Here is an 11,910-nt window from a genome sequence, read left to right on the forward strand (position 1 = left end):
CCCGGCCCCCGCAGGGGGCCGGGCCTCGGTCAGTACTGGTCCTTCGTCAGGAGAAGGAGTCCCCGCAGGCGCACGAGTTGCCGGCGTTGGGGTTGTCGATGGTGAAGCCCTGCTTCTCGATGGTGTCGACGAAGTCGATGACGGCCCCACCGAGGTACGGGCCGCTCATCCGGTCCACGATGACCTCGACCCCGCCGAACTCGTGGGTCTGGTCACCGTCGAGGAACCGCTCGTCGAAGAAGAGCTGGTAGCGGAGCCCGGAGCAGCCGCCCGGCTGCACGGCGATCCGCAGCCGCAGGTCGTCGCGACCCTCCTGGTCCAGCAGCGCCTTGACCTTGGTGGCGGCGGTGTCGCTGAGAACGACGCCGGTGGCGCCGGGGGCCTGCGTGTCCTGCACGGTCATGTGTGGTCCTCCCACTCGAGGTGTGCTGCTCGGTCTCCGGTGCGGATCCACCGGATCACCAACACCGCCGCGGCGGAGCTGCTTCCCACTGTACGGCGGTCACCCGGCCCTCGGGAGCCCGCGCACCCCTGGTGGGGGGCGCGTCACCCTCGCCCGGACGGCCCGGGGACGGCGGCGTCCCACGTAGACTGACCAGCCGTGAAGCTCCGCCTGCCCGGCCGCCGCAGCCAGACCGAGACGACGCCGGACCCGTCCACCGACCTGACCGCCCAGCTGACCACCGGCGTGGGCAAGGGACGGCCGACACCCAAGCGGGCCGAGGCGCAGGGCCGGCGGCCGGGGCCTCCCCCGCCGCCGCCCACCACGCGCAAGGAGGCCTACAAGCGCAGCCGCGAGCAGCAGGCGGCCAACCGGGGCAGCCAGCGCGCCGCCGCGCTGGCCGGTGACGACAGCGCGCTGCCCGCCCGCGACCGCGGCCCGGCGCGCCGCCTCGTCCGCGACGTGGTGGACAGCCGCCGCAACGCCGGGAGCGCCTTCCTCGTGGTGGCCGGCCTGGTGCTGGTGGGCTACTTCATCCCGTCCCCGGCCGTGCAGAACTACACCGTGTACGTCTGGTTCGCCTTCTTCCTCGTGATCATGGCCGACTCCTTCGTGCTGGGCCGCCGGATCAGGCGGGTGCTCGCCGAGCGGATGCCCGACCACCAGGAGCGGACCCGCACGCTGGTCTGGTACGGGATCAGCCGGGCGACGATGGTGCGCCGCTGGCGCTTCCCCAAGCCGCGGGTGGCGCTCTGGGAACAGTTCTAAGGGCTCCGTCGGGTCCTGAGCCCGGCTCAGGACTACCGTCGGCGGTCGTGCAGACACGACGCCTCGGCCGCTCCGGCCTGAACATCTCCGAGATCGCCTACGGCAACTGGCTGACCCACGGCAGCCAGGTCGAGGAGGACGCCGCGCACGCCTGCGTGCGGGCCGCCCTCGACGCCGGGATCACCACCTTCGACACCGCCGACGTCTACGCCGGCACCAGGGCCGAGGCCGTCCTCGGCCGCGCGCTGGCCGGCCAGCGCCGCGAGGGCCTGGAGATCTTCACCAAGGTCTACTGGCCCACCGGTCCCGGCGCCAACGACCGCGGGCTGTCCCGCAAGCACGTCGTCGAGAGCTGCGAGGCCTCGCTGCGGCGGCTGCAGACCGACCACATCGACCTCTACCAGGCGCACCGCTACGACTCCTCGGTGCCGCTGGAGGAGACGATGACCGCCTTCGCCGACCTGGTCCGGGCCGGCAAGGTCCTCTACCTCGGGGTGTCGGAGTGGCGGGCGGAGGAGATCGCGGCCGGCGCGGTGCTGGCCCGCGAGCTCAAGGTGCAGCTGATCAGCAACCAGCCGCAGTACTCGATGCTGTGGCGGGTCATCGAGGCCGAGGTCGTCCCGACCAGCGAGGCGGAGGGCCTCTCCCAGATCGTCTGGTCGCCGATGGCCCAGGGCGTGCTCAGCGGCAAGTACCTGCCGGGGCAGCAGCCGCCGGCGGACAGCCGCGCCGGCAACCCGACCGTGTCCGGCTCGATCCAGGGCTTCATGCGGGACGACGTCCTGACCCGGGTGCAGGAGCTGCGGCCGATCGCCGACGAGCTGGGCCTGAGCATGGCGCAGCTGTCCATCGCCTGGGTGCTGCAGAACCCCAACGTCGCGGCGGCGATCATCGGGGCCAGCCGGCCCGAGCAGGTGGCCGACAACGTGCAGGCCGCCGGCGTGGAGCTGCCCGCCGAGGTGCTCAAGCGGATCGACGAGGTGCTGGGCGACGTCGTCGAGCGGGACCCCGCCAAGACCAGCCGGGGCTAGCAGAAGGACCCGCTCGCCCCCGCTCTGGCCCTCCTGCAGGGGCCCGCCGCGAGCTTGCGAGCGGTGGGGGGCAGGAGGGTCCTTCGTCAGTTCGCCGCCAGGCCCATCGGGCCGTAGACGCGCTCGCCGCCGGACATCAGGGTGACCGTCGCGATCCCGCGGTCCAGCAGGTCGCGCCAGTTCTCCCCCAGCCAGGACTCCGCGTCCCCCTGGCTGTCGGACTCGGGGACGTCGACCCCCACGGTGGCCGGGTCGACGGGGGCACCCGAGGGGTCTTCCAACTGCCAGGTCCAGCTCATGACCGCGAGGCTAGCGACCGTGGTCCCGGCTGAGCGACCAGGACGGCCGACGACGTGGTGATCTTGGTTTACGCGGTGTCGGCGAGCGGGCATGTACGGGGCTCAGTGCTCGCCCCGACGCCGGAGGACCCATGAGCCAGCTCTCCGGGAGCGGCGGCGCCACCCGCGCCACGCCCCCGCCCCCCGACCCCGGGCACGCCTCGACCGGACAGCTGGTGAGCCAGCTGTCCGAGCAGCTCACCCGGCTCGTCCGCGACGAGATGCGGCTGGCCCAGGCGGAGGTCAGCACCAAGGCCAAGAAGCTCGGCGTGGGCGCCGGGCTGTTCGGCGGAGCCGGGCTCGTCGGGTTCCTCGGCCTGCAGGCGCTCGTCGCCGCCGCCGTCCTGGCGCTGGCGCTGGCGCTCCCCGGGTGGCTCGCCGCCCTGATCGTCGCCGTCCTGCTGTTCGCCGTCGCGGGCGTGCTGGCCCTGGTCGGCAAGAAGGACGTCGCCCAGGCCGCACCGCCCGTCCCCACCGAGGCCATCGCGAGCGTCAAGGCCGACGTCGCCGCCGTGAAGGAGAGTGCGTCCCGATGACCGCCCAGGACGACGCCCGGGACACCGGACGGAACACCGACCCCGACGCCATCCGAGCCGACATCGAGCAGACCCGGGAGCAGCTGGCCCAGACCGTCGACGAGCTCACCCATCGCCTCGACGTGCCGGCCCGGGCCAAGGAGGGCGCCGCCCAGGCCCGGGACACCGCCCTGGAGAACGTGACGCGGGCCCGGGACACCGCCGTCGAGACCTACCGGGAGAGCCCGGCGGGCGTCCTCGGCGGGGGCGGCGCGCTGCTCGCCGCCGTCGTGGGACTGGTGACGTGGCGACGGCGGCGGAAGCGGACCCGCGTGGAGCGGGCCGCGGCGAAGCAGGCCCGCAAGCAGCGGGCCGCCGCGCAGAAGGCCGCCGGGCGTGCGGCCAAGGAACGGGCAGCCGCCCGGGCCGCGGCCCGGCGCACTGCGGCCCGGGCCGCACAGGAGCGCGCGGCCGCGACGTCGGCCCGGCGCGCGGCCGCCGCCAAGGCTGCCCGGCGCGCCGCCACCCAGCGGGCCCGCACCCGCCGCACCGTCCGCAGGGCCACCCGATGAGCACCGGGGCCAAGCTCGCCTACCGTCCGATCGGGCTGCTCGGCGGCATCCTCGCCGGCCTGGTGTCCGGTGCGGTCTTCAAGCAGGTCTGGAAGCGTGTCGCCGACGAGGAGGACGCTCCCACCGCGCTGCAGAGCGAGTACTCGATGCGCGAGGTGGTGCTCGCCGCGGCCATCCAAGGGGCCATCTTCGCCGCCACTAAGGCCGCCATCGACCGGGCCGGTGCCCGCGGCTGGACCAAGCTGACCGGCAACTGGCCCGGCGACTGACCGCCGGACCACCACCAGGGGAGACGAGGACCCAGCAGATGGCCGACACGAAGCGGCCGGAGAGCTCCGTCGAGCGCATCCGGCAACGCGTCCAGGAGAAGGCCGAGCGCCGGGCTGCGGCCAAGGCAGCCGACGAGCAGGCGGCCGACGTCCGGCCGACGGGCTCGTCGTCCGCGACCGTCGTCCGCACCCAGCAGCGCGAGGCCGCACGGCCGGCACCTGACATCCCGAGCGAGGCGGAGCTGCCCGGCGTGCACGCCGAGACGCCGCTGCAGATCCCGGCCCGCGGCTGGGTGCAGATCGTCAAGCGGGCCTGGGCGGAGAACAACGCCGACAACATGCCGATCATCGGCGCGGGGGTGGCGTTCTTCGCCTTCCTGGCGATCTTCCCGGCGCTGATCGCCACCATCTCGCTCTACGGGCTGGTCGCCTCGCCGGAGGAGGTGGCCGCCCAGATCGAGTCGGTGTCGGCCCAGCTGCCCCGGGAGGCGCAGACCCTGCTGAGCGAGCAGCTGACCGCCATCACGCAGAACAGCGGCGGCGCCCTCACCCTCAGCCTGATCGTGTCGATCCTGGCGGCGCTGTGGAGCGCGTCGGGCGGGACCGGGAACCTGATCACCGCGGTGAACCTCGCCTACGACGAGGTGGAGACCCGCGGGTTCGTCAAGCGCAAGGCCCTCGCCCTGGGCCTGACCCTGGGCGCCATCGCCTTCGTGCTGATCACCTTCGGCCTCATCGCGGTCGTCCCGGTGGTCCTGGACACGCTGCCGCTGGGCATCTTCGGCACGGTGCTCGCCCAGGTGGTGCGCTGGGTGCTGCTCCTCGGTGTGGTCGCCGGCTCGCTCGCCGTCCTCTACCGGGTGGCCCCGGACCGGGACAACCCGCGGCTGCGCTGGGTGAGCCTCGGCTCGGTCGTGGTCACCGTGATCTGGGCGGTCGTCAGCCTGCTGTTCAGCCTCTACGTGGACAACTTCGGCTCCTACGACAAGACGTACGGGGCCATCGCCGGGGTCATCGTGCTGATGCTGTGGCTGTACCTGACGTGCTTCCTGGTCCTCCTGGGCGCGGAGATCAACTCCGAGATGGAGCACCAGACCGCCGTCGACACCACCGAGGGCGAGCCCCAGCCGATGGGCGAGCGGGACGCCGCGGTCGCCGACGAGCTGCCGGACCCCCCGACCCCCACCAAGGAGTCCAAGCAGTCCGCCTAGCGGAGGACCCCCTCCGGGTCGGTCGTCGTTCGTCTACCGGACATGTGACGGGACGAAGGGGGGACGGCGGACCGTCACCGGCTGGGGGCGGCCGCGGACGTCGACGGCCACCTCGTCGCCCTCGCCGACCCCGGCCGCGGTGTCCAGCAGCGCCAGCGCGATTCCGGTCCGCAGGGTCGGGGAGAACGTCCCGCTGGTCACCTCGCCGATCGGTGCGCCGTCGGCGGCGAGCACGGCCATCCCCGGCCGCGGGATGCCCCGGCCCGGCGCCTGGAGTCCCCACAGCAGCCGGGCCGGGCCGGCGTCCCTCTCTGCCAGCAGCGCCTCCCGGCCCCAGAAGGCCGGCTTGCGCCAGCCCACCGCCCAGCCGGCGCGGGCCTGGTTGGGGGTGATCTCCCGGGACAGCTCGTGGCCGTGCAGCGGGTAGCCCATCTCGGTGCGCAGGGTGTCCCGGGCACCCAGCCCGCAGGGCCGGATCTGCTCGAGCTGACCGGCGGCCAGGACGGCGTCCCAGAGGTCCCCCGCGCGCTCGGCGGCGACGAGCAGCTCGTAGCCGTGCTCGCCGGTGTAGCCGGTGCGGCAGACGGTGATCTCGTCCCCCGCCCGGCCGGGGGTGTCGGCGAAGGCCATGTAGTCCAGCTCCCCGGGCAACCCGACCGCGGCGAGCACCTCGGCCGAGCGCGGCCCCTGCAGGGCCAGGACGGCGACCTCGGTGTGCCGGTCGGTCACCGTGACGCCCGCCGGGGCGGCCGCGGCGAGCCGGGCGAGGACGTCGGCGGCGTTGGCCGCGTTGGGCACCAGCAGCACGTCGTCGGGGCCGTGCAGGTAGACGATCAGGTCGTCGACCACGCCGCCGGCGTGCTCCTCGCCGTCCGGGACGCAGCACAACGTGTACTGCGCCTGCCCCGGACCGATCCGGGTCAGGTCGTTGGTCAGGCAGGAGTCCACGAAGGCGGCCGCGCCGGGGCCCCGCACCGTGGCCGTCCCCAGGTGCGAGACGTCGAAGAGGCCGACGCCCTCCCGGACGGCGGTGTGCTCGGCCAGCACCCCGCCGCCGGCGTACTCGATCGGCATCGACCAGCCACCGAAGTCGGCGAACTTGGCGCCGGCGGCCACGTGCCGGTCGTGCAACGGGGAGGTCAGCGGGCTCACGGACGGCACGCTAGTGGGCGCCCCGGCCGCGAGCTCCCGAGCCGGCCCCGTCGGCCCCTACCGGCCTGCCTGCAGGGGCCCGCCGCGAGCCTGCGAGCGGTGGGGGGCAGGCAGGTCCTCTTAGGATCCCCCCGTGCCGCCCACGATCTCCGCCACCGACCGTCCGCTCGAGAAGCTGTCCGCCGACGCCGTCGTCGTCGGCGTGGGGAAGGGACCGGACGGTCTCCTGCGCACCCCCGGCGCCGAGGCGCTGGACCGGCTGCTGGGCGGCCGGCTGTTCACCGCCCTGGCCGACCTGGGTGCCCGCGGCACCGAGGACGAGGTCACCCGGCTGCCCACCTTCGGGCAGGGCCCGTTCCCGGTGGTCGCGGTCGCGGGGCTGGGCGCCCCGGAGCCGGCCGGCGGGTACGCCCCCGAGGCGCTGCGCCGGGCCGCCGGCGCCGCCAGCCGGGCGCTGAGCGGCCGGGACGCCGTGGTCACCCTGCTCGCCGCCGTCGGTGGGCCCCCGGACGCCGAGCGGCTGCACGCCGTGGGCGAGGGCGCGCTGCTGGGCGCCTACGAGTTCACCGCCTACAAGTCCGACCTGCCCGCCGACCGGCCCACCCCGCCGCGGGTCTTCCAGCTCGTCGTCCCCGACGCCGGGCAGGCCAAGGCCGCGCTGGCCCGGGTCCGGGCGGTGGCCGACGCCGTCACCCTGGTGCGGGACCTGGTCAACACCCCGCCCAACGACCTCTTCCCCGCCGCGTTGGGCGACCGCGGCGCGGCCGCGGGGAAGAAGGCCGGCCTGTCCGTCGAGGTCCTCGACGAGAAGGCGCTGGCCGCTGGTGGGTACGGCGGCATCCTGGCCGTCGGCGGCGGCTCGGTCCGCCCGCCGCGGTTGCTGCGGATGAGCTACCGCGGCAAGAAGTCCGGCGGCCGGCCCAGCATCGCGCTGATCGGCAAGGGCATCACCTTCGACAGCGGCGGCATCTCGATCAAGCCCGCGGCGAAGATGGAGGACATGAAGAGCGACATGGCCGGCGCCGCGGCCGTGATCGCCACCGTGTGCCTGGTCGCCGAGCTCGGCCTGCCGGTCGACGTCACCGCAACGGTGCCCATCGCCGAGAACCTGCCCAGCGGCACCGCCTACCGGCCTGCGGACGTGGTGACGTTCCGCAACGGCAAGAAGGCCGAGATCACCAACACCGACGCCGAGGGCCGGGTGGTGCTCGCCGACGCCATCTCCCGGGCGGTCGAGGACTCCCCCACCCATCTGCTGGAGACCTCCACGCTCACCGGCGCCCAGCTGGTGGCCCTGGGCACCCGCACCTCCGGGGTGATGGGCAGCGACGACCTCCGCGACACCGTCGTGGCCGCCAGCCGGCGCAGCGGCGAGCCGATGTGGGGCATGCCGCTGCCGCCGGAGCTCCGCCGCGGGCTGGACTCACCGGTCGCCGACTTCGTCAACGCCAACGCCGACCGGATGGGCGGCATGCTCGTCGGCGGGCACTTCCTGTCCGAGTTCGTCCCCGCCGGGCTGCCCTGGGCGCACATCGACGTGGCCGGGCCGGCCTACAACACCGGCGCGCCCTGGGGCCACACCCCCAAGGGCGGCACCGGCGTCCCGGTCCGCACCCTGCTCGCGACGATCGAGGACCTCATCGCCAACGCGAGCTGACGGATGGCTGGCAGCGGGCTCCTGGAACGGCCACCGTCAGGGGCCCGCCGCGAGCGTCAGCGAGTGGTGGGGGGACGGTGGTCCTTCTGCCGCTGGCGGGCCGACCAGTCGCGCATGCGCTGGGGGTAGCCGGTGACCTGGGCGTCGTAGACGGGGACGCCCAGGTCCCGGGACAGCTTGCGGGCGGTCTCCGGGCCGTCGATGCGCCGGCGCGTCCACTCGCCGTCTGCGGCGACGAGCAGGATCGTCGTCTCGGTGACCGCCGTCCGCGGCTCGACGTAGCCCTCCACCCCGCGCCGGGTGGCGACGAACTGCTCCAGGTGGCTCAGGTCGGCAGAGCCGGAGGGGCGGTCGAGGGTGTTCCGCCGGCCGTCGCCGGACGCCGATGCCGGGCGACGGCCCCGCAGCCGGTCGAAGAGGCCCATGCCGTGCTCCCGTCCCTGGTCCCGCGGGGGTTCCCGGCGGGGTTCTGGGACGCCAACGCGGCACCCCGACGCGCCGTTCCCGGGAGTGGCAGGATGGGCGGGCGCACGATCACCCAGCCCGACACCGGGCGACCCAGCACGATGAGGAGCCACCTGTGAGCGCACCGACGACCCCCGCTGACCTGGTCATCCTCGGTGGTGGCTCCGGTGGCTACGCCGCCGCCCTCCGCGCCGCCGAGCTCGGCCTGTCCGTGGTGCTCATCGAGAAGGACAAGGTCGGCGGGACCTGCCTGCACCGCGGCTGCATCCCGACCAAGGCCCTGCTGCACAGCGGCGAGGTCGCCGACAACGCCCGCGAGGGCGAGCAGTTCGGCGTCAAGACGTCGCTGGCCGGCATCGACATGGACGGCGTCAACGCCTACAAGGACGGCGTGATCGCCAAGCTCTACAAGGGCCTGCAGGGCCTGATCAAGAGCCGCAAGATCACCTACGTCGAGGGATCGGGCAAGCTCGTCTCCCCCACCGCCGTCGAGGTCAACGGTGAGCGGTACGAGGGCCGGCACGTGCTGCTGGCCACCGGCTCCTACGCCCGGTCGCTGCCCGGCGTCGAGATCGACGGCACCAAGGTCATCACCAGCGACCACGCGCTCGACCTGGACCGCGTGCCGACCTCGGCGATCGTCCTGGGCGGCGGGGTCATCGGCTGCGAGTTCGCCAGCGCCTGGAAGTCCTTCGGCGTCGACGTCACGATCGTCGAGGCGCTGCCGCACCTGGTCCCGCTGGAGGACGAGGCGTCGTCCAAGCTGCTGGAGCGGGCCTTCCGCCGCCGCAAGATCGACTTCTCCCTCGGCAGCCGGATGTCCTCGGTGGAGACCACCGCCGACGGGGTCAAGGTCAGCCTGGAGAACGGCAAGTCCTACGAGGCCGAGCTGGTGCTGGTCGCCGTCGGTCGCGGCCCGGTGAGCGAGGGCCTGGGCTACGAGGAGGCCGGCGTCGCGATGGAGCGCGGCTACGTCCTCGTCGACGAGTACTGCCAGACCAGCGTCCCGACCATCTCCGCCGTCGGCGACCTCATCCCCACCCTGCAGCTGGCCCACGTGGGGTTCGGCGAGGGCATCCTGGTCGCCGAGCGGCTGGCCGGCCTGCCGGTGGTGCCGATCGACTACGCCGGCGTGCCCCGGGTGACCTACTCCGAGCCCGAGGTCGCCTCCGTCGGTCTCACCGAGGCGCAGGCCAAGGAGCGGTACGGCGACGGGATCCAGGTGCTCACCTACGACCTGGGCGGCAACGGCCGCAGCCAGATCCTCAAGACCGCAGGCGCGGTGAAGCTGGTCCGTGCCGCCGACGGTCCCGTGGTGGGGGTCCACATGGTCGGCAGCCGCGTCGGTGAGCTCATCGCCGAGGCGCAGCTGATCTACAACTGGGAGGCCCTGCCCGACGAGGTCGCCCAGCTGATCCACCCGCACCCGACGCAGAGCGAGGCGCTCGGCGAGGCGCACCTGGCGCTGGCCGGCAAGCCGCTGCACGCGCACAGCTGACCCTGCCCCTCCCCCACCCACCCCGTACCGCCACGACCTGAGGAGACCTGCCTTCGATGCCGACGTCCGTCACCATGCCCGCCCTGGGCGAGAGCGTCACCGAGGGCACCGTCACCCGCTGGTTGAAGCAGGAGGGTGACCAGGTCGAGGTCGACGAACCCCTCCTCGAGGTGTCGACCGACAAGGTCGACACCGAGATCCCCTCACCCGCGGCCGGCGTGCTCACCAAGATCGTCGTCGCCGAGGACGAGACCGTCGACGTGGGCGCCGAGCTCGCGGTCATCGGCGGCGAGGGGGACGGCGGCGGCGCTGCCGGGCAGGCCCCGGCCGAGCAGGCCGCCGAGCCGGCGGAGGAGGCCCCCGCGCAGGAGGCCCCGCCGCAGCAGGCCGAGCCCGCCGCCGTGCAGCCGGCGGCCTCGCAGGGGTCCTCGGACGGCGGCTCCGCGGGCGGGAGCTCGGGTGGCTCGGCTGACTCCGGTGGCTCGGGTGGCGGCGAGGGCACGTCGGTGACCATGCCGGCGCTGGGCGAGAGCGTCACCGAGGGCACCGTGACCCGGTGGCTCAAGGCCGTCGGTGACGAGGTCAGCGCGGACGAGCCACTGCTGGAGGTGTCCACCGACAAGGTCGACACCGAGATCCCGGCACCGGTCTCCGGCACCCTGCTGTCGATCAGCGTCCAGGAGGACGAGACGGTCGACGTCGGGGCCGAGCTCGCCGTGATCGGCGCCGCCCGTGGCGCCCAGGCCTCCGTGCCGGCCGAGGCCCCGGCCCAGGAGGCTCCCGCCGAGGAGGCCCCCGCCCGGGAGGAGCCCGCTCCCGAGGAGCAGCCGGCGCCGAAGGAGCAGGCGCAGCCGACGCCGGCCAAGGCGACCACCGACACCGGTCAGCCCGGTGGCGACTACGGCTCCAGCGGTGCCATGCCCACCCAGTCGCCGACCTCCCGGCCGTCCCCGGCCGAGGCCGTGGCGCCGCAGTCGCGGCCCGCGGCGGCGCCGGCCCCCGACGGCGCCGCGGCCTACGTGACGCCGCTGGTGCGGCGGCTGGCGGCCGAGCACGGGGTGGACCTGTCCACGGTGAAGGGCACCGGCGTGGGTGGCCGGATCCGCAAGCAGGACGTCCAGGCGGCGGCCGACGCAGCCGCGGCCCCGGCGGCCGCCGAGCCCGCCGCTCCGGCGGCCGCACCGTCCGCCGCCAAGACCCCCTCGCCGGCCGCCAGCTCCGCGCTGCGCGGGCGGACCGAGAAGATGTCCCGGCTGCGGACGGTCATCGCCAAGCGGATGGTCGAGTCGCTGGAGATCAGCGCGCAGCTCACCACCGTGGTCGAGGCCGACGTCACCCGGATCGCGAACCTGCGCAACCAGGTGAAGAACGACTTCGCCGCCCGCGAGGGCGTCAAGCTGTCGTTCCTGCCGTTCTTCGCCAAGGCCGCGGTCGAGGCGCTGAAGGCACACCCGGCGGTCAACTCCTCGGTCGACATGGCGGCCGGCACGGTCACCTACCACGACTCGGAGAACCTGGGCGTCGCGGTGGACACCGAGCGCGGGCTGCTCGTGCCGGTCATCCAGGGCGCCGGTGACCTCAGCCTGGCGGGGATCGCCCGGAAGATCGCCGACCTGGCCGAGCGCACCCGGACGAACAAGATCACCCCGGACGAGCTCGGTGGCGGCACGTTCACCCTGACCAACACCGGCAGCCGGGGCGCGCTGTTCGACACCCCGATCATCAACCAGCCGCAGGTCGCCATCCTGGGCGTCGGCTCGGTGGTGAAGCGCCCGGTCGTGGTGCAGGACGCCGAGCTCGGTGAGGTCATCGCCGTCCGGTCGATGGTCTACCTCGCCCTGACCTACGACCACCGGATCGTCGACGGCGCCGACGCGGCGCGGTTCCTGACCACGGTCCGCGAGCGCCTGGAGGCCGGCCAGTTCCAGGGCGAGCTCGGCCTGGCCTGAAGAAGGACCCCCTGCCCCCCCATCGCTCGCAAGCTCGCGACGG

The 11,910-nt window shown here is 74.1% G+C and carries 13 protein-coding genes; 9 read left to right on the forward strand and 4 right to left on the reverse strand.

Annotation, left to right across the window (positions count from 1 at the left end; translation table 11 throughout):
- Window positions 1-46: 46 nt before the first annotated feature.
- Window positions 47-403 carry a HesB/IscA family protein gene (locus ACWIX6_RS14895; protein ID WP_448613213.1) on the reverse strand — a complete coding sequence of 119 codons (357 nt, stop codon included), beginning with the start codon at window positions 401-403 and terminating at the stop codon, window positions 47-49.
- A gap of 198 nt (window positions 404-601) precedes the next feature.
- Here ACWIX6_RS14895 and ACWIX6_RS14900 point away from each other — a divergent pair, with 198 nt between their 5' ends.
- Complete coding sequence (locus ACWIX6_RS14900) at window positions 602-1,210, forward strand: DUF3043 domain-containing protein (RefSeq protein ID WP_448613214.1); 609 nt, start codon at window positions 602-604, stop codon at window positions 1,208-1,210.
- 47 nt (window positions 1,211-1,257) lie between these two features.
- Window positions 1,258-2,241 carry an aldo/keto reductase family protein gene (locus tag ACWIX6_RS14905; RefSeq protein WP_448613215.1) on the forward strand — a complete coding sequence of 328 codons (984 nt, stop codon included), beginning with the start codon at window positions 1,258-1,260 and terminating at the stop codon, window positions 2,239-2,241.
- 86 nt (window positions 2,242-2,327) lie between these two features.
- Here ACWIX6_RS14905 and ACWIX6_RS14910 read toward each other — a convergent pair whose 3' ends face one another.
- Complete coding sequence (locus tag ACWIX6_RS14910; RefSeq protein WP_448613216.1) at window positions 2,328-2,540, reverse strand: hypothetical protein; 213 nt, start codon at window positions 2,538-2,540, stop codon at window positions 2,328-2,330.
- 131 nt (window positions 2,541-2,671) lie between these two features.
- Between ACWIX6_RS14910 and ACWIX6_RS14915 the strand changes: the two genes are divergently transcribed.
- Genes ACWIX6_RS14915 through ACWIX6_RS14930 form a run of 4 tightly spaced genes read left to right on the forward strand, consistent with a single transcriptional unit; the run spans window position 2,672 to window position 5,146 of the window.
- Window positions 2,672-3,115 (forward strand): phage holin family protein, encoded by a 444-nt coding sequence (locus tag ACWIX6_RS14915; RefSeq protein ID WP_448613217.1) that lies wholly within the window; start codon window positions 2,672-2,674, stop codon window positions 3,113-3,115.
- Window positions 3,112-3,666, forward strand: a complete 555-nt coding sequence (locus tag ACWIX6_RS14920; RefSeq protein ID WP_448613218.1) for a DUF3618 domain-containing protein — start codon at window positions 3,112-3,114, stop codon at window positions 3,664-3,666. Before ACWIX6_RS14915 ends, ACWIX6_RS14920 begins: the two co-directional genes overlap by 4 nt.
- Window positions 3,663-3,935 (forward strand): DUF4235 domain-containing protein, encoded by a 273-nt coding sequence (locus tag ACWIX6_RS14925; RefSeq protein WP_448613219.1) that lies wholly within the window; start codon window positions 3,663-3,665, stop codon window positions 3,933-3,935. The genes ACWIX6_RS14920 and ACWIX6_RS14925 overlap by 4 nt, the downstream gene beginning before the upstream one ends.
- A gap of 38 nt (window positions 3,936-3,973) precedes the next feature.
- Window positions 3,974-5,146 (forward strand): YihY/virulence factor BrkB family protein, encoded by a 1,173-nt coding sequence (locus ACWIX6_RS14930; RefSeq protein ID WP_448613220.1) that lies wholly within the window; start codon window positions 3,974-3,976, stop codon window positions 5,144-5,146.
- Window positions 5,147-5,179: 33 nt separating this feature from the next.
- Here the strand turns inward: ACWIX6_RS14930 and gcvT are convergent, their stop codons facing one another.
- Window positions 5,180-6,298 carry a glycine cleavage system aminomethyltransferase GcvT gene (gene gcvT, locus ACWIX6_RS14935; RefSeq protein WP_448613221.1) on the reverse strand — a complete coding sequence of 373 codons (1,119 nt, stop codon included), beginning with the start codon at window positions 6,296-6,298 and terminating at the stop codon, window positions 5,180-5,182.
- Window positions 6,299-6,431: 133 nt separating this feature from the next.
- On the opposite strand from gcvT, the gene ACWIX6_RS14940 reads away from it, so the two are divergent.
- Window positions 6,432-7,955, forward strand: a complete 1,524-nt coding sequence (locus tag ACWIX6_RS14940) for a leucyl aminopeptidase (RefSeq protein WP_448613222.1) — start codon at window positions 6,432-6,434, stop codon at window positions 7,953-7,955.
- A 56-nt stretch (window positions 7,956-8,011) separates the two neighbouring features.
- On the opposite strand, the gene ACWIX6_RS14945 is transcribed toward ACWIX6_RS14940, so the two are convergent.
- On the reverse strand, window positions 8,012-8,380 hold the full coding sequence (locus ACWIX6_RS14945; protein ID WP_448613223.1) for an oxidoreductase: 369 nt from the start codon (window positions 8,378-8,380) through the stop codon (window positions 8,012-8,014).
- Window positions 8,381-8,535: 155 nt separating this feature from the next.
- Between ACWIX6_RS14945 and lpdA the strand changes: the two genes are divergently transcribed.
- Window positions 8,536-9,918 (forward strand): dihydrolipoyl dehydrogenase, encoded by a 1,383-nt coding sequence (lpdA, locus tag ACWIX6_RS14950; protein ID WP_448613224.1) that lies wholly within the window; start codon window positions 8,536-8,538, stop codon window positions 9,916-9,918.
- A 56-nt stretch (window positions 9,919-9,974) separates the two neighbouring features.
- A complete protein-coding gene (sucB, locus tag ACWIX6_RS14955) occupies window positions 9,975-11,867 on the forward strand; it encodes a 2-oxoglutarate dehydrogenase, E2 component, dihydrolipoamide succinyltransferase (protein ID WP_448613225.1) in 1,893 nt (630 codons plus the stop codon).
- Window positions 11,868-11,910: the final 43 nt, after the last annotated feature.

It is taken from the genome of Modestobacter sp. URMC 112 (assembly GCF_053502575.1).

Excerpts from the sequence above, each read along its gene's own strand:
- ACWIX6_RS14895 (WP_448613213.1), bottom strand. The coding sequence starts at position 403 with ATGACCGTGCAGGACACGCAGGCCCCCGGCGCCACCGGCGTCGTTCTC.
- ACWIX6_RS14910 (WP_448613216.1), bottom strand. The coding sequence starts at position 2,540 with ATGAGCTGGACCTGGCAGTTGGAAGACCCCTCGGGTGCCCCCGTCGAC.
- ACWIX6_RS14915 (WP_448613217.1), top strand. The coding sequence starts at position 2,672 with ATGAGCCAGCTCTCCGGGAGCGGCGGCGCCACCCGCGCCACGCCCCCG.
- ACWIX6_RS14920 (WP_448613218.1), top strand. The coding sequence starts at position 3,112 with ATGACCGCCCAGGACGACGCCCGGGACACCGGACGGAACACCGACCCC.
- ACWIX6_RS14925 (WP_448613219.1), top strand. The coding sequence starts at position 3,663 with ATGAGCACCGGGGCCAAGCTCGCCTACCGTCCGATCGGGCTGCTCGGC.
- ACWIX6_RS14930 (WP_448613220.1), top strand. The coding sequence starts at position 3,974 with ATGGCCGACACGAAGCGGCCGGAGAGCTCCGTCGAGCGCATCCGGCAA.
- ACWIX6_RS14945 (WP_448613223.1), bottom strand. The coding sequence starts at position 8,380 with ATGGGCCTCTTCGACCGGCTGCGGGGCCGTCGCCCGGCATCGGCGTCC.
- sucB (WP_448613225.1), top strand. The coding sequence starts at position 9,975 with ATGCCGACGTCCGTCACCATGCCCGCCCTGGGCGAGAGCGTCACCGAG.